The following is a 16610-nucleotide window of genomic DNA, read 5'->3' as shown; positions in this document are numbered from 1 at the left end:
TGTAGCTTTTTGGTGACATGCGCCATTGCTCAGGCGCCGCAGCTCACAGTCCCGGTCCTCTCGTCTGGGATCACGCACAGGAGTGCATCGTGATTTATCGTTCCCGCATCGCATCGATCGACATCCCCGCTGTGACCATGCCCGAGCACGTTCTCGCCGGCGCCGCAAGCCGGGACGGCAAGCCGGCTCTGATCGACGGCGAAACCGGGGAACGACTGACGTATGGCGAGCTCGATGCACTGTCCGCACGGGCGGCCGCGGGGCTGCGTGCCCGCGGGATCGGGACGGGCGACGTGGTGGCACTCGCCAGCCACAACCAGCCGATGTATGCCGTTGCCGTACTGGCGATCTTGCGGGCCGGGGCGATCCTGACACCGCTGAATCCGGCGTGGACCGCCGCCGAGATGGCGAAGCAGCTCGGCGACTCGAACGCCAAGGCAACCATCGCATCGACCGATATCGCGGCGAAGGTCGCGTTGGCGGGGGACCACTCACGCTTAAAGACGCATCTTGTGCTCGGCGAGCGGGAAGGCTTCACGTCCTTTCACACGCTTTGTGCCACGGCGCCAGCACCACTGCCCCGCATCGAACCAGACGCGCTGGCCGTTCTTCCCTACTCCAGTGGCACCACCGGCGCCAGCAAAGGTGTGATGCTGAGCCACCGCAACATCGTCGCGAACCTCCAGCAACTCCGCGCAGGCTGGCGTCTGACCGAATCGGATGTGCTCTGCGCAGCCCTGCCGTTCTTCCATATCTACGGCTTCACGATCATCCTCAACTCCGCTCTCCTTGCCGGCGCGACCGTGATCACGCTCCCCCGCTTCGACCTTCGTACCTACCTGCGCACCGTCCAGGACTACCGAGTGACGCGGGGGCATTTCGCGCCACCGGTCGTGCTGGCACTTGCGCATTCTTCGGACGTCGCCGAGTACGACCTGTCTTCGATGACCATCGCCCTCTCCGGTGCGGCCCCCCTCGATGAAGAGGCGGTGGCCCGGGCTCAGGACCGCACCGGCGTGGTGATCCGGCAGGGCTACGGGATGACCGAAGCGAGCCCGGGAACCCACATGGTCTATGACGAGGATTTCGCCGACACCCCGGCGGGATTCGTCGGGCGCCTCATGCCGGCTACCGAGGCCCGCATCGTCGATCCGGCAACCGAAGACGATGTTCCACCGGGAAACCCAGGCGAACTGTGGGTTCGGGGGCCACAGATCATGCGTGGGTACCTCGGCAATCAGGATGCCACCGACGCCACGATTGTCGATGGATGGCTCCGCACCGGGGATATCGCCGTCGCCCACGGCGAGAACTTCGCGATCGTCGACCGTCTGAAGGAACTGATCAAGTACAAGGGTTACCAGGTCGCACCAGCCGAACTCGAGGCACTGCTTCTCACCCATCCGCACGTACGGGATGCGGCCGTCGTCGCTATGCCCCATTCGACCGGCGGTGAAGCCCCGAGAGCGTTCGTCGTAACGACCGAGCCCATCGGCGGCGACGAGTTGATGACGTGGGTAGCCAGCCAAGTGGCGCCGTACAAGAAGATTCGAGCAGTCACCTTCGTGGACGCCATACCCAAATCACCCGCAGGCAAGATCCTGCGCCGAGTGTTGAAGGACGCCGCGGGATCCACGAGCGGTCTCCGGTAGCGCCTCGCCCCTGCACATTCACTTTTCTGTCCACTTTCCGACATGGCGGAAGCTGGTCGGCCCACTCGATCCGGCCGCCGCCAGTCACCTGCCACCCCACCACCTCAACGAGATCGGGAGATTACAGCTATGGACCTGACGAACAAGGTCGCCGTCGTCACCGGCAGCGGACAGGGCCTCGGGCTCGCCTACGCCAAGGACCTGGTGCGGCACGGCGCCGCGGTCGTGATCAACGACGTCAACCAGGCCACCGCCGACGCCGCCGTCGCCGAGATCACCGCCGCGGGCGGCCGGGCCGTCGCCGTCGTCGCCCCGGTCGGCAGCACCGAAACCGCCCAGAAGCTGGTCGCCGGCGCGGTCGACGCATTCGGACGCCTCGACGTCATGGTCACCAATGCCGGCATCCTTCGCGACAAGGTGCTGTGGAAGATGACCGACGACGACTTCGACGCCGTGATCAATGTGCATCTGCGCGGCACGTTCACCTGCGTCCGCGAAGCCGTCCTGAAGTTCCGCGAGCAGGGCGACGGTGGTCGCATCATCTGCATCGGGTCCCCCGCCGGCCAGCGCGGCAACTTCGGGCAGACCAACTACTCGGGCGCCAAGTCCGGCATCGTCGGCATGGTCCGCACCTGGGCGATGGAACTGCAGCGCGCGGGCATCACCGCCAACGCCGTCTGCCCCGTCGCCGCGACGGCGATGACCGAGACCGTCCCGTTCCTCGCCCCCTACATCGAGGGCATGAAGAACGGCGAGCCGCTCCCCGACATCATCCGCCGCGAGGTCGGGATGGGCACCCCCGAAGACGCCGCAGGCATCATCTCGTTCCTCGCGTCCGACGCCGCCGCGGACATCACCGGGCAGGCCTTCGCCGTCGGCGGCGACCGCCTCGCACTGTTCTCACATCCGCAGCTGACGACCACTGCCTTCCACGACGGCGGATGGTCGGCCGACGATATCGCGTCCGATTGGCAGCAGACATTCGCGGAATCGACCGAGTCGGTCGGCGAAAAGTTCCCCGACGAACTGGTGGCGCAGTGAGCCGCTACGAGTACGGCATCGACTTCACGACGATCGAGGCCCTCGATTTCCACACTCATGTCCAGTTGGACGGCTGTGGTCATCACGCGATGGACGAGGTGCTCCTCGCAGCGACCGCGAAATACTTCAAATCGCCCGAGGACCAGAACCCGACCGTGGACGATGTCGCCGCGCACTACCGGGCCAGGAACATGGCCGCCGTCGTGTTCACCGTCGACGCCGGCGCCGCCACCGGCCACGCCGCCAACTCGGTCGAGGAGATCGCCGAGGGCGCGGCCCGCCACAACGACGTCCTGATCCCGTTCGGATCCGTCGACCCCTGGCAGGGCAAGGCCGCCGTGCGGCGCGTGCACCGGCTCGTCGACCAATACGGTGTGAAGGGGTTCAAGTTCCACCCCAGCATGCAGGGATTCGAACCGAACGACCGGCAGTTCTACCCGCTCTACGAGGCCATCACCGAGGCCGGGGTCCCCGCCCTGTTCCACACCGGTCAGACCGGGATCGGCGCCGGGCTGCCCGGCGGCCACGGCATCAAACTGCGCTACTCCGACCCGATGCTGCTCGACGACGTCGCCGCCGACTTCCCCGACCTCACCGTGATCATGGCCCACCCGTCGGTGCCGTGGGTCGACTCGCAGATCTCCATCGCCACCCACAAGGCCAACGTCTTCATCGACCTGTCCGGGTGGTCGCCGAAGTACTTCCCGCCGCAGCTGGTCAAGGCCGCCAACAGCAAGCTCCGCGGCAAGGAGCTGTTCGGCTCCGACTTCCCCGTCATCCAGGTCGACCGCTGGATGACCGACTTCGCGGTCCTCGACATCAAACCCGAGGTGCGCCCCCTGATCCTCAAGGACAACGCCCTGACCGCATTAGGCATCAAAGCCTGATCGACCACCACACCAACCTTTGGAGATTGACATGACCGCCAGCACAACGGCGTCCACCACCGTCGCCGCCGCTGCCGACCTTTTGACCTACGTGGGAAAGTCGCTGGGGACCAGCAGATGGCGTGACATCACACAGCCCGATGTCGACCAGTTCGCCAAGGCGACCGGTGATGAACAGTGGATTCACGTCGACGTCGAACGCGCGAAGACCGGTCCCTTCGGCGGCACCATTGCCCACGGTTACCTGACGTTGTCGCTGATAGCTCCGCTGTTCGACGATGTCCTGAAGGTCGAAAACCTCGGCATGGGCGTGAACTACGGGCTGAACAAGACTCGTTTCCCCGCTCCCGTCCCGGTCGGATCGCGCGTCCGCCTGAGCGCGACGGTCGCGAATGCCGAGGAGATCAAGGGCGGCGTCCAGATCGTCGCCTCGATCACGATCGAGCGCGAGGGCGGCGACAAGCCGGTCTGCATCGCCGAAGCGGTTCTGCGCTACTACAACTGACGCCGACAGCCACCCGCCGAATCTGCGCTCACAGCGCAGATTCGGCGGGCAGCGGGGTCAAGTTTCAACCTCGAAACCCACGCATTGTGCGAGGTGGGGACTCGCGATCGAATCCGACAGCAGTGACACTGCGCTATCAGGAGAGGCCCTCCATGTCTACCGAATCCACGACCGCCACCGAGTTGCCCGTCCTCGACGACGATCCCTTCGGTACGGCCATCCTGACCGACCCGTACGACTTTCACCAACGGTTGCGTGATGCCGGGCCTGTCGTATTCCTTCCTCGATACGAGGTCTACGCCATGGGGCGGCACGAACACGTCCACGCCTCCCTGGTGGACTGGGAGACTTTCGTCTCCAGCCGAGGGGCCGGGCTCACGGACTTTCAGAAGGAAAAGCCGTGGCGGCCGCCTTCCCTTCTGCTCGAGTCCGACCCTCCGGATCACACTGCCGTCAGGACGGTGATGGGAAGTGTCATTTCCCCGCGCACCGTTCGTGGGCTGAGGACACAGTTTCAGGCCGAGGCTGACGCACTCGTCGACGCGTTGATCGAGCGCGAGACGATCGACGCGGTGACCGACCTCGCCGAGGTCTATCCCCTCAAGGTGTTTCCCGATGCCGTCGGGCTTCCGGCCGACGGACGGCACAACCTGCTCCCATACGGTGCGTTGGCGTTCAACGCCTTCGGACCCCACAACGCGCTCCTCGAATCGGCGATGGAGTCCGCGGCGGCGGTGCGGGAATGGATATGGTCCAGCTGTCAGCGCGAGGCCCTCACCGATTCCGGTTTCGGCGCCGACATCTGGGCGGCCGCGGACCGCGGGGAGGTAAGCCAGGAACAGGCTCCGCTGTTGGTTCGCTCTCTGCTCAGTGCGGGTGTCGACACGACCGTGTACGGCATCGCGAACACGATGTATGCACTGGCACAGAACCCTGCGGAATGGGAACTGCTGCACCGTGAACCGAATCTGGCGAAGTTCGCGTTCGACGAGGCGTTGCGGTGCGAGTCACCGGTCCAAACATTCTTCCGTACCTCGTCGCGGCGGAAGACGGTCGGAGGTTACGACATCCCTGCCGATGCGAAGGTGCTCCTGTTCCTCGGCTCCGCCAACCGGGACCCGCGCAAATGGGGCGAGTCGGCGGACGAGTATCGAATCACCCGGTCCGGCGGTGGGCACGTCGCCTTCGGCATGGGCGTGCATCAATGTGTCGGCCAGCCCATCGCCCGCCTGGAGGCGGAGATCGTTCTCGGTGCGCTCGCCCGAAAGGTGAAGCGGATCGAGCTCGTGGACCCACCGACGCCGAGACTGAACAACACGCTCAAGGGATGGGCCGCGATTCCTCTTCGGTTGATCGCCCGCTAGCCGGTGTCTCCGGTGGTTCGCCGGAACCGCCGCGGTGAACACCGGAGAGTCGTGCTCGGTGGGTTTCGGCACTCGGTATTTCGTGCGGGTCACATCGCGCAGGGCGCTGTGGCCGGTACGAAGGGTCGCCGGTGCCGGTGTTTCGGTAGGGAGTTGTCGGGCAAAACAGGTGGTGGATTACGAGTGCACAGTGACCGGGTGTTCGGTGGCCGTGCCGTCATCGTCGTGGTCCCGGTGTGACGACTCGGCGTGTGACAGCTCATCGAGGAGGACGAGACCTTTGTTTGCCCAGTCGATCTCGGACCGGCTCCGGGCGATCATGCCGTCGTAGGTGTAGGCCTTGTACGCGATGATCCGGGCGTGTTCGTGTTGCGGGTAGTGATCGAGTCGCCGAACGATTGCTGGATCCGTGCCGGCCTTGATTCCGTCCCGGACGGCGGTGAGCAACTCGACTTGAGTGGTGTAGTACTCGATGTGCCTGTGCAGGATCGCCCGTGCACGATCGGGGTCCGCCCATTCGAAATAGGCGGCCTGCATGTGGTGGGCATCGCGTTCGGGGGCGTGGTCGAGCGGGGTGTTCATCCACGTTCGGAAGGCGGCGATGCCGTCGTCGGTGATGCGGTATTGCGTTTTGGTGCTCCGCGGCCCCCACCTGACCTGCTCGCCCTCGATCAGTCCGTCCTTCTGCATGCGGCGCAGTTCGGGATAGATCTGCGAATCGGGGGCGTGCCAGACGTGCCCCACGGAGCCGCCGAATCGTTTGGCGGCGTCGTATCCGGTGAGCGGGCCCGCCGTGAGCAGGGCCAGCAGTGCGTAGCGAAGGCTCATGTCTCCTCGTCGGCCGGGCTGTCTTGCCAATCACTATATCGATAGATAGTGTGTGCGTCACATCACCCAATAGCTATCTGCATAGTTATTGCGGTTTCTACTGGTGACGATCCCCAAGGACATCGCATGACCGATCTCGGCCCGGGCGGCGCGACCGCCAAGAACATGGCCTTCCCTCTCAACGCGTGGTACGTCGCGGCGTGGGACTACGAAGTGACCTCCGCGAAGCTGCTTGCCCGCAGAATTGCCGATAAGCCGATGACGCTCTACCGCACCACCGATGGCCGCCCGGTCGCCCTCGCCGACGCCTGCTGGCATCGGCTTGCCCCGCTGTCACTCGGTACCCGTATCGGTGCGGACGAGGTGCAGTGCCCCTACCACGGCCTGCGGTTCAACTCTGCGGGCCGGTGCACCAAGATGCCGGCGCAGGAGACGATCAACCCCTCGGCGATGGTGGCGTCCTACCCCGTCGAACAGCGTCATCGGTTCCTGTGGGTGTGGCCCGGAGATCCCACACTCGCTGACCCCACGACCATCCCGGACATGTTCCAGATGGACTCGCCCGAGTGGGCCGGCGACGGCCGCACCATCGACGTCCAGGCCAACTACCAGCTGGTGCTCGACAACCTGATGGACCTCACCCACGAAGAGTTCGTCCACTCCTCCTCCATCGGACAGGAAGAACTCAGCGAGTCCGACTTCGTAGTCACCCACGACGAGCGCACGGTCACGGTCTCCCGTTGGATGCACAACATCGACGCGCCACCGTTCTGGCTCAAGAACATGCGTGACAAGTTCCCCGGGTTCGAGGGCAAGGTCGACCGCTGGCAGATCATCGAATTCCAGGCCCCCGGCACCATTCGCATCGACGTCGGCGTGGCCAAGGCCGGCACCGGTGCCCCCGAGGGTGATCGCAGCCAGGGTGTCAACGGCTTCGTCATGAACACCATTACCCCCGTCGACGAGAAGACGGCGCTGTACTTCTGGGCCTTCCAACGCAACTACCGCCTCGAAAGCCAGCTGATCACCACGCAGCTGCGCGACGGAGTACACGGAGTCTTCGGCGAGGACGAGGCCATGCTCACCGCCCAGCAGGCCGCCATCGAGGCCAACCCGGATCACGAGTTCTACAACCTCAACATCGACGCCGGCGGGATGTGGGTCCGCCGCATCATTCAGCGCATCATCGAGAGCGAGCGCCTGCACACCGCAAACATCGACGCTCTCACTGCCGAAACGGTGAACTGACATGACCGACAACAAGATCACCTGGCAGCAGGGACAGGTTATTTCTGTCGAGCCGGCCGCCGACGGCATCGCCAAGATCGTGATCGCCACCGAACAATCCCATCGCGCAGCGCCCGGAGTGCACGTCGATGTCCGCATCGGCAGCGGCGCCGTCCGCTCGTACTCGATCGTCTCCGGCGCCGCCGACGGCCACAGCGTGACCCTCGGGGTCCACCTGTCCCCCACCTCCCGTGGTGGGTCCCGGTACATGCACACCCTGCAGGCCGGTGACCCGATCGAGCTCACCGCACCAATGCAGAACTTCCCGCTGCGGGTCGGCGCACCGCGGTATGTGCTGCTCGCCGGGGGCATTGGGATCACCGCGATGGCGGCGATGGCGGCGGTGCTGCGGCGGGTCGGGGCCGACTACCGATTCGTCTACGTCGCGCGCAGCCGACCCGCGATGGCGTTCCTGCCGGAACTGCTCGCCGTGCACGGTGATCGTCTGGAGGTGCACATCGACGACGAGGGCACCGGACTCGATGTCCAGGATCTCGTCGCCGGCGTCGACGAGGTAACGGAGTTGTACATGTGCGGGCCGATCCGGCTGATGGATGCCGTGCGCCGCACCTGGATCGAGCGGGATCTGCCGCTGCCGAACCTGCGGTACGAAACCTTCGGGAACAGCGGGTGGTTCCAGGCCGAGGAGTTCGTCGTGAACATCCCGCGACTGGGCATCGAGACCACCGTCCGGGCCGGTGACTCGCTGCTCGACGCCCTCGAGCGAACCGGCGCGGACATGATGTTCGACTGCCGCAAGGGCGAGTGCGGTCTGTGCCAGGTCGATATCGTCGACGTCGAGGGCACCGTCGACCACCGGGACGTGTTCTTCAGCGAAGAGCAGAAGGCCAACTCGAAGAAGCTGTGCGCCTGCGTGTCCCGCGTAGTGTGCGGCGAAGGCGGGCGCGGCGCGACCTTGACCCTCGAGGTGCCATGACCGCCGGCGTCGGACCGTGCGCGCTTCCCCTGGTCGGACTGACTTGGGGAATCAAGCGCAGCTTCATCCGCTATATCGGCACTCTGCCCGACGGTCGACATGCGATGTCCGAGGGCACGTATCTGGGCGAGACGAGCTACTTCACCTTCCCGCCGGCTCCCGCCCCGGACACGCCGCAGGTCATGCGGTTCGGCGGAGTCGTTCGGCTCGGTGGACACGGCGGGATGCTCGACATCCTGATCGCAGAGCCGTGGGTCGAGATGACCGGGTCCGGGCCGATCCTGTCGGTGATAGATCCGACCGGCTGGCCGGATCGAACTCGACGCATCCCCCTGGCCGAGCTGCATCTTTGGGAAGCAGCGCACGGGCTCACCGAACGCCGGTACGCCGCGACCCTGACCGGCGCCGGTGCGGTGATCTTCGACGATCACTACCCACCGGGTACCGAACTCGACATGCTCGTCATCGAGTAGGTCCGCGTTCGCCGCCGTGCGCGTCACCCCGGGTGTGTCGCCGCCGGGTGTGTCGCCGCCGGGGTGGTCGCGCCGGCGAGAGCGGCGTGCCACTGCGCCGTCAAGACGTCGATCACGTCGGAGTGGTCGGCCGGAGCGGAGCGGACGAGCACGAAGTACAGGGTGCGCTCGAAGCCGAGCATCGTCGTGACCAGCGTCAATCGTGCCCGTTGCCGTTCCGGGCCGTCCGGGTAGCGGCCGAGGAAGGTCGTCATCGCGTCCGCCGCTTCCGACAGCGTCTGGTACCACCGCTGTGAGACGACCGGTTCGACGGACAAGGCATGCTCGAGGGTTTCGAGTTGCCGGCGCCTGTCCACCCACAGCTGTGAGCTGTCTTCGACCCACCGCCGCAGGCGGTGGGTATCGGCCGGGTCGAGGGAATCGAGCGTTCGGTAGCTGTCGACGACCTCCGGGCTGAGTTGTTCGAGCATGGCGTCGACTAGCTCCGCTTTGGCCTTGAAGTGCAGATAGAGGTTGGCGCGGCTGATGCCGGCGGCCTTGGCGATCGACTCCATGGTGATCTTGTCGTAGCCGTATTCGGAGAACAGCGGAATCGCGCACTCGACGATGCGGGCGCGGGTGGCCCGCTTCTTCCTGCCCACGCGCGGTGCGGACGAGTCGGTCGGGGATGCGGTTTCCGTCGTGCTCATGAGTCCAGCGTATCGGTGCCGCGATCAGCACACACAGCGGAACTAGACAAGAATCCAGAAAAAAACTAGACATGGATCTAGTTTTTGGTATGGTGTGTCTTGCACCACTTACGAGCCGCCATTGCGCTCGCCCCCTCTCGAGGAGTCTCTCCATGAAGCTTGCTGGAAAAGTCGCATTCGTCACCGGCGCCGGGTCCGGAATCGGCGCCGCCACCGCCCGGTTGTTCGCCGAGCACGGTGCGACCGTCATCGGCGCCGACATCTCCGAAGCCAACGTCAAAGAGGTACTGTCCGGAATCGACAAGGGTGAAGGCATCGCCCTCGACGTCGCCGACAGCACCGCCGTCAAGGAGGCATTCGCGCACGTCGAAAACCGCTACGGCGCACTCCATGTGCTGATCAACGCCGCCGGCATCAACGCACCGACCCGCGAAGAGAACCAGCGCCTGGTCGAGGTCAACGTGCAGGTCTTCGAGGCACGCAAACGCGGCGAGATCCTGCACCCGGACTTCCTGTCCGGTGTCACCGACGAGCACTTCGACCGCGTCCTCGCCGTCAACCTCAAGGGCCCCTTCTACACCATCCGTGAGGCGGCCCCGCTGATGAAACGATCCGGCGGCGGGTCGATCGTCAACATCTCCAGTGTGTCCGCGCTCGTGGGAACGCCGATGCCGCTGTACTACCCGGCCTCCAAGGCCGGTGTCCTCGGCATGACCCGAGCCGCGGCCGGGGAGCTCGCGCCCCACGACATCCGCGTCAACGCCGTCGCACCGGGCGCGGTGGACACCCCGTTGCTGCGCGCCCAGCCCGACGAGATCGTCGATTCCATCGCCAGCGTGCAGCCGATCTCGAGCCTGGCCAAGCCCGAAGACCTCGCCGCCACCATGCTGTTCCTCGCCTCCGACGACAGCAAGTACTACACCGGACAGACCCTGTCGCCGTCCGGCGGCCTCTACATGTAAACCCGCCCGGACGCACAGACAAAGAGAGCAACCATGAGCACACCCACGACCACCTTCGACCAGGACGCCCTGCGCCGCATCCGCACCACGATCGGCGAGGACATCGACGCCGGACACTACGACGGCGTGGTCATCGCCATCGCCCGCCACGGCGAGATCGGCATGCACGAGGCCATCGGATACGCCGACCGCACCACAGGACGCACCGCGACCGTCGACGACGTCTTCTGGATCTTCTCGATGACCAAGGCGTTCACCAACATTCTGGTCCTGCAGGCCATCGACCGCGGTCAGCTGGATCTGACCACCCGGGTCGTCGACGTGATCCCCGAGTTCGTCGGCCGCGACCCGTTCCGTGCCGCGAAGAAGGACCGCGTCAACGTCGGTCACCTGCTCACCCACCGCGCCGGTCTCGTCGCCACACCCACCCCCCTGCCGTACTCCGAAATCGGCAACCTCGACGCCGTCATCGACGCGATCAGTCAACTCGACGTCGTCGGCGAACCAGGGGGGACCTTCAACTACTCCCCCACCCTCAACCACGCGCTGCTCGGCGAGATGGTGCGCCGCGTCACCGGATACGGCAGCTACGGGGAACTGCTCACCACCGAACTCTTCGCCCCCCTGAAGATGACCGACACCGCACTCGGCGCCCCCAAGGCCTGGGCCGATCGGATGGTGCCCATCAAAGCCCACTTCCCTCCCGGGGGATGGCTCAAGTCGTCGGACATCGAGGTCATGCAGGAGATCGTCGTCGAGGGCGCGGAAATGCCGTGGGTCGGCGCGGTCTCGACCACCAGCGACATCCTGCGCTTCGCGGAAATGATCCGCCGCGGCGGCGAACTCGACGGCGTCCGCATTCTCTCGCCGAGCATCCTCGATCTCGCCACCACCCTGCAGACCGGCACAGCACCGAACGACCTGTACGCCATGCTGTGCCACGCCCGCGGGTGGGACGTGCCCCCCGGCAACTTCGGTCTCGGCTTCGCGCTGCGCGGCGAAGGGGTGTACCCGACGTTCTTCGGCGCATCCACCAGCCCACGCACCCACGGCAACTACGGCGCCGGCTCCACCCTGTTCTGGGTCGACCCCGACAAGGACCTGACCTTCGTGTGCCTGACCGCCGGAGTGATGGAGGAAGGCGACAACCTCGCCCGCTTCCAACGTCTGTCCACCATGGCCGCGGCCACCGCCCTCTGAACGGACCCCGACATGACCAGCACCTACGGGCAGCGCCCCGCTGCACCACCAGAATTCAATCCGCTGAGCGAGAGCGCCCTGCTCGACCCGGCCTCGATGTACGACCAGATCCGCACCGAGCGGCCCGTGTTCTGGCACGAGCAGCTCGGCACCTGGGTCGTCACTCGCCGCGACGACGTCGACACAGTCCTGATGGACTGGAAGACGTTCTCCTGCAGGGGTAACGGCGGAAACCTTCCCGTGCCCGAGCAATTCACCTCCATCGTCACCTCCGAGCTGATGGCGCACATCTCCATCAGCATGGACCCGCCGATCCACACCGAAATGCGTCGGGTCGCGCAACGCGGCTTCCTCAAGCCGGTCATCGACGCCCTCGAGCCGGAGATCGAAGCCCGCGCCCACCGCATCATCGATCGGCTCGCCGACCGCGGCACCGCCGAGCTGATGGAGGACTACTGCCTCGAGCTCACCACCCAGACGCTGATGGCGCTGATGGATCTGCCGGACTCGTTCGAGCCGATGATGCGCCAACTACGCGACGACCACTTCGCGGTCCTGGCCAGCGGACGAGAGCCTATGGAGGAGCCGCGCCGCACCGAGGTGTGGACGCGGTACACCAACGCGCAACTCGCGCTCCGCGAAGTCGTGCGCGAACGCCGCGACAGTACCGCCTCCGATCTCATCTCGGTGATGGCCTCGGCACGCAACCGCGACGGCGAACCAACCCTGTCGGACGAGCGTGTCGCGCTTCATCTGTGCGAATTCTCGGCCGCCGGGACCGACACCACTGCCCAGGGCATGGCCAATGCTGTCATCTTCCTCTCCCGAAACGAAGACCAACTCGACCAGGCCCAAGCCGATCCGAGCCTGTGGCCGCGGGTGTTCGAGGAAACCCTCCGGCGGCGCCCGTCCGCCCCGTTCGCCTCCCGGCAGGCCACCCGTGACGGCGAGCTGTCGGGGGTCACCATCCCCGCCGGGGACATGGTGTGGGTGGCACTGGCCAGCGCCAGCAACGACCCCCAGCATTACCCGGAACCGAAGAAGTGGAACATCCACCGCGACGAGCCCACCGATCACTACGCGTTCACCAAGGGCCGACACACCTGTCTGGGCCAGCCGCTCGGCCGGACGCAGGGCACCGCCGGGGTCCGTGTCCTGTTCGAACGACTGCCCAGCCTGCGCATCGCTCCCGACTTCGCACAGGACTTCCTCCCCTTGGTCATGCTTCCGATCCGACGTAGCCTCGTCGCGACCTGGGACCCGGCCGACAGCACCACCGAATAACTCGCCGACAAGGACCTCCCCATGCAAACGACACCTGTGATCGACACCGACACGTCCCTGCCGACGTCGACGGAGAACCGTATGACGTTGACTGTCGCGGCACGGACCGTGGTCGCCGATGCTGTCGTGGAACTGACTCTGGCCCACCCTGCCGGGTGGCCGCTACCCCAGTGGACACCCGGTGCACACCTGGACCTGGTCCTCGGGCCGAACCTGGTGCGCCAGTATTCGCTGTGCGGCGACCCCGGTGACCGCTCGGCATACCGGGTCGCGGTCCTGCGTGAACCCGATAGTCGCGGAGGCTCCCTCGCGGTCCACGACATCCTCACTGTCGGGGCCATGCTCGATACCCAGGGTCCGCGCAACAACTTCGCGTTGGTCGACGCGCAGGAGTACTTGTTCATCGCCGGGGGAATCGGCATTACGCCGCTGCTTCCGATGATCGCCACCGCCGAGGCGCAGGGTATTCCGTTCCGGCTTGTCTACGGTGGGCGCGCACGGTCCTCGATGGCGTATGTCGAGCACCTCGAGAACCGCTATCCCGGACGGGTCACGATCTGTCCCCAGGATGAGGTGGGGCATCTGGATCTGCCGGCGATCCTCGGGGAGCACCGGCCGGGCCGCCGGGTCTTCACCTGCGGGCCGGGCCCTTTGCTCGATGCCATCAACTCCTATTGCACCTCGTGGCCGGCAGGCGCGGTGAACATGGAGCGGTTCCGCGCCAAGGCCGCCGACCCGGGGAGCGTCGACACCGAATTCGAGGTCGAACTGGCGCTAACGAGCGTCACGGTGTCGGTTCCGTCCGACCGTTCGATCCTCGACGTCGTCGAGGAGGCCGGCGCGCTCGTGGTCTCCTCGTGCCGGGAGGGAACCTGCGGCAGCTGTGAGACACCGATCCTCGAAGGTGAAGCCGACCACCGGGACTCGCTGCTCACCCAGGAGGAGAAAGACGCCAACGAGACGATGTTCATCTGCGTCTCCCGGGCCTGCTCGAAACGGATCGTCCTCGACCTGTAACGCCCACACCGCGGAGCAAATGCTCTGGACCTGACACGCACAAGGAATGCCGGAGGACTTGCCGTGAAGAATCAGAGTTGGATTGTGGACCGGGCGTCGACCGGCACCTACGATCCCCGCTGTTTCTGCCTGATAGAAGGCCCGATTCCCTCAGCTCCAGACGGCAAGATCGTGGTACAGACGCTGCTGATGTCCCTCGACCCGACGAACCTCAACTGGCTCAAACTCGATCCTCAATTGCAGGCGATACCGTTCGGCATCGGAGATCCGATGATCGGTGTTTCCATCGGTGTCGTCATCGAATCCCGTGCACCTGCCCACGCCGTCGGTGACGTCGTGACGGGAATGTGGGGGTGGCGACGATTCGACGTCGTCGATCCCCTGCTCGTGCATCCGGCGAAACCTGCTACGGAAATGTCGTTTGAGCAACAACTGGCGATCTTCTCGCACGTCGGGCGCGCAGCGGCCGGTGGCATGACTCTCATCGGTGAAGTGAAGCCGACCGATGCGGTGTTGGTGTCCGGGGCCGCCGGGGCCACGGGCTCGTTGGCCGCCCAAATCGCGAAGGCGCAGGGCTGCCGCGTGGTTGGCATTGCCGGTGGACCGGACAAGTGTGAGTTCCTTCTGGACGAGTTGAACTCGACGGTGCGATCGACTACAAGCAAGAAAACATTCGCGAGGCCGTCCACCGGCACTTCCCGGGCGGTGTCGACCTGTTCTTCGACAATGTGGGTGGGGAAGAAATCGATGCCGTCCTGACGAACATGGCAGTAGGGTGTCGCATTGTTCTGTGCGGAGCGATTTCTCAGTACAACATTAGCGAACCGTCCAATCTCTACGGTGTACAGAATTTACCGTTGCTCATTTTCCGCAGCGCACGCCTACAAGGATTTGTTGCGGACTTCGGTCCACGCAACCACGTCGTCGACAACCTGCTCGACGACCTTACACAACGCGGACAGTTGATTGCGCGCACACATGTCGTCGATGGCTTCGAGAATGTTCCCGACGCGTTGGCTCTGCTACTCAACGGGAAGAACCGAGGAAAATTGCTGGCACAGGTTTAATTCGACAATCCCAGGATAGTCGGCTGGGTCGCAGCCCCATGCCCGTCTGGGCGGACCGGCAGCTATCACGATCCGGTTCCCCGTCCCCCGCTGGCCGCTATTCGGCCTCGAAACCCCACACACAGAAGGACAATCATGACAGCGAGTGCAAACCGCGCGGTGACCTATGTCGGCCCCGGCAAGGTCGAAGTGCGCGAGATCGAGTTCCCGAAACTCGAACTGCGGGACGGTCCCGGCGTCAACCCGGCCAACGTCGGACGCAAGTGCGAGCACGGAGTCATACTCAAGGTGGTCTCCACCAACATCTGCGGAAGCGATCAGCACATGGTCCGGGGCCGCACCACCGCCCCTGAAGGACTGGTCCTCGGGCACGAGATCACCGGCGAAGTCGTCGAAGTCGGCCGCGACGTCGAATTCATCAAGGTCGGCGACTTGTGCTCGGTACCGTTCAACATCGCCTGCGGACGGTGCCGCAACTGCAAGGAACGCAAGACCGGCATCTGCCTCAACGTCAACCCCGACCGGCCCGGATCAGCATTCGGGTACGTCGACATGGGCGGCTGGGTGGGTGGCCAGGCCGAATACGTGATGGCACCCTACGCCGACTTCAACCTGCTGAAGTTTCCCGACAAGGACCAGGCGTTGGAAAAGATCCGCGACCTGACCATGCTCTCGGACATCTTCCCCACCGGCTATCACGGCGCTCTCACGGCCGGCGCGCGCGCAGGATCGACCGTCTACGTCGCCGGCGCCGGCCCGGTCGGACTCGCCGCCGCGGTCGGTGCGCAGCTCCTCGGCGCCGCGGTCGTGATCGTCGGCGACCTGAATACCGAACGCCTTGCCCAGGCTCGCTCGTTCGGTTGCGAGACCATCGACGTCTCCGGGGGCGCCCCGCAGGACCAGATCGAGCAGCTGCTCGGCGTCCCCGAGGTCGACGCAGCAATTGATGCCGTCGGTTTCGAAGCGCGCGGTCACGGCGGCGACGCCGGGCACGAACAGCCCGCCGCAGTGCTCAACTCGTTGATGGAGCTGACCACCGCCGGTGGCGGCATCGGCATCCCCGGACTGTACGTCACCGGGGACCCGGGCGCCGCCGACGATGCTGCCAAGGCCGGAGCGCTCTCGTTGAGCTTGGGAACCGGCTGGGCCAAGTCGCTGTCGTTCGCCACCGGACAGTGCCCGGTCATGAGCTACCACCGAGAGCTGATGAACGCGATCCTCGCGGACCGGGTACAGATCGCCAAAGCCGTCAACGCGACCGTCATCACGCTCGATGATGCACCGCGCGGCTACAGCGCCTTCGACAGCGGGGTGGCCCAGAAGTTCGTCATCGATCCTCACGGGATGATCGCCGTCTAACCCGGCGCTTCTCCGTTTGCACGCACACCGGCAGTCCGTCCCCCACTCCCGACTGTCG

17 protein-coding genes are annotated in these 16610 nt (G+C 65.3%); 15 read left to right on the top strand and 2 right to left on the bottom strand.

Translation table 11 applies throughout. From position 1 onward, the window contains the following. The first annotated feature begins 89 nt into the window (after nucleotides 1-89). The 5 genes from HGB39_RS34365 to HGB39_RS34345 all read left to right on the top strand — a co-directional run bounded on the left by HGB39_RS34365 (nucleotide 90) and on the right by HGB39_RS34345 (nucleotide 5449). Entirely contained in the window at nucleotides 90-1652 is a 1563-nt protein-coding gene (locus tag HGB39_RS34365; RefSeq protein WP_043789885.1) for an AMP-binding protein, read from the top strand. Nucleotides 1653-1781: 129 nt separating this feature from the next. Beyond that, complete coding sequence (couN, locus tag HGB39_RS34360; RefSeq protein ID WP_120660846.1) at nucleotides 1782-2693, top strand: 4-hydroxyphenyl-beta-hydroxyacyl-CoA dehydrogenase; 912 nt, start codon at nucleotides 1782-1784, stop codon at nucleotides 2691-2693. Continuing rightward, nucleotides 2690-3580: a 4-hydroxyphenyl-beta-ketoacyl-CoA hydrolase gene (couO, locus tag HGB39_RS34355; protein WP_168442989.1), complete on the top strand. Its 891-nt coding sequence runs from the start codon at nucleotides 2690-2692 to the stop codon at nucleotides 3578-3580. Before couN ends, couO begins: the two co-directional genes overlap by 4 nt. A gap of 31 nt (nucleotides 3581-3611) precedes the next feature. After that, a complete protein-coding gene (locus HGB39_RS34350; RefSeq protein WP_005565030.1) occupies nucleotides 3612-4085 on the top strand; it encodes a MaoC family dehydratase in 474 nt (157 codons plus the stop codon). Between the two features lie 152 nt (nucleotides 4086-4237). After that, nucleotides 4238-5449 carry a cytochrome P450 gene (locus HGB39_RS34345; protein ID WP_043788929.1) on the top strand — a complete coding sequence of 404 codons (1212 nt, stop codon included), beginning with the start codon at nucleotides 4238-4240 and terminating at the stop codon, nucleotides 5447-5449. A gap of 177 nt (nucleotides 5450-5626) precedes the next feature. Here HGB39_RS34345 and HGB39_RS34340 read toward each other — a convergent pair whose 3' ends face one another. Continuing rightward, a complete protein-coding gene (locus HGB39_RS34340; RefSeq protein WP_005565033.1) occupies nucleotides 5627-6277 on the bottom strand; it encodes a PadR family transcriptional regulator in 651 nt (216 codons plus the stop codon). Between the two features lie 126 nt (nucleotides 6278-6403). Here HGB39_RS34340 and HGB39_RS34335 point away from each other — a divergent pair, with 126 nt between their 5' ends. The 3 genes from HGB39_RS34335 to HGB39_RS34325 are packed head-to-tail and all read left to right on the top strand — an operon-like array spanning nucleotide 6404 to nucleotide 8974. Beyond that, nucleotides 6404-7525, top strand: a complete 1122-nt coding sequence (locus HGB39_RS34335; RefSeq protein ID WP_005565035.1) for an aromatic ring-hydroxylating dioxygenase subunit alpha — start codon at nucleotides 6404-6406, stop codon at nucleotides 7523-7525. A gap of 1 nt (nucleotide 7526) precedes the next feature. Continuing rightward, complete coding sequence (locus HGB39_RS34330; protein ID WP_005565037.1) at nucleotides 7527-8501, top strand: PDR/VanB family oxidoreductase; 975 nt, start codon at nucleotides 7527-7529, stop codon at nucleotides 8499-8501. Further along, complete coding sequence (locus HGB39_RS34325) at nucleotides 8498-8974, top strand: HtaA domain-containing protein (RefSeq protein ID WP_005565039.1); 477 nt, start codon at nucleotides 8498-8500, stop codon at nucleotides 8972-8974. The genes HGB39_RS34330 and HGB39_RS34325 overlap by 4 nt, the downstream gene beginning before the upstream one ends. 23 nt (nucleotides 8975-8997) lie before the next feature. Here HGB39_RS34325 and HGB39_RS34320 read toward each other — a convergent pair whose 3' ends face one another. Continuing rightward, nucleotides 8998-9663: a TetR/AcrR family transcriptional regulator gene (locus HGB39_RS34320; RefSeq protein ID WP_005565040.1), complete on the bottom strand. Its 666-nt coding sequence runs from the start codon at nucleotides 9661-9663 to the stop codon at nucleotides 8998-9000. Between the two features lie 152 nt (nucleotides 9664-9815). On the opposite strand from HGB39_RS34320, the gene HGB39_RS34315 reads away from it, so the two are divergent. The 7 genes from HGB39_RS34315 to fdhA all read left to right on the top strand — a co-directional run bounded on the left by HGB39_RS34315 (nucleotide 9816) and on the right by fdhA (nucleotide 16552). After that, a complete protein-coding gene (locus HGB39_RS34315; RefSeq protein ID WP_005565043.1) occupies nucleotides 9816-10625 on the top strand; it encodes an SDR family NAD(P)-dependent oxidoreductase in 810 nt (269 codons plus the stop codon). Nucleotides 10626-10658: 33 nt separating this feature from the next. Beyond that, the gene (locus HGB39_RS34310; RefSeq protein WP_005565044.1) at nucleotides 10659-11825 is read left to right on the top strand and encodes a serine hydrolase domain-containing protein; all 1167 of its coding nucleotides are present in this window, start codon (nucleotides 10659-10661) and stop codon (nucleotides 11823-11825) included. A 12-nt stretch (nucleotides 11826-11837) separates the two neighbouring features. Next, complete coding sequence (locus tag HGB39_RS39255) at nucleotides 11838-13109, top strand: cytochrome P450 (RefSeq protein ID WP_005565046.1); 1272 nt, start codon at nucleotides 11838-11840, stop codon at nucleotides 13107-13109. Nucleotides 13110-13145: 36 nt separating this feature from the next. Continuing rightward, nucleotides 13146-14126, top strand: a complete 981-nt coding sequence (locus HGB39_RS39250; RefSeq protein ID WP_005565047.1) for a PDR/VanB family oxidoreductase — start codon at nucleotides 13146-13148, stop codon at nucleotides 14124-14126. Between the two features lie 63 nt (nucleotides 14127-14189). Continuing rightward, a complete protein-coding gene (locus HGB39_RS34300; protein ID WP_005565049.1) occupies nucleotides 14190-14885 on the top strand; it encodes an MDR/zinc-dependent alcohol dehydrogenase-like family protein in 696 nt (231 codons plus the stop codon). Next, nucleotides 14777-15193 carry a zinc-binding dehydrogenase gene (locus HGB39_RS34295; RefSeq protein ID WP_081276639.1) on the top strand — a complete coding sequence of 139 codons (417 nt, stop codon included), beginning with the start codon at nucleotides 14777-14779 and terminating at the stop codon, nucleotides 15191-15193. The genes HGB39_RS34300 and HGB39_RS34295 overlap by 109 nt, the downstream gene beginning before the upstream one ends. 135 nt (nucleotides 15194-15328) lie before the next feature. Further along, nucleotides 15329-16552, top strand: a complete 1224-nt coding sequence (fdhA, locus tag HGB39_RS34290) for a formaldehyde dehydrogenase, glutathione-independent (protein ID WP_005565051.1) — start codon at nucleotides 15329-15331, stop codon at nucleotides 16550-16552. Nucleotides 16553-16610: the final 58 nt, after the last annotated feature.

It is taken from the genome of Rhodococcus opacus (assembly GCF_012396235.1).
Taxonomy (GTDB): Bacteria; Actinomycetota; Actinomycetes; order Mycobacteriales; family Mycobacteriaceae; genus Rhodococcus_F; species Rhodococcus_F opacus.
Note: the sequence above shows the minus strand (reverse complement) of the source record. Positions and strands in the feature narration are given on the sequence as shown.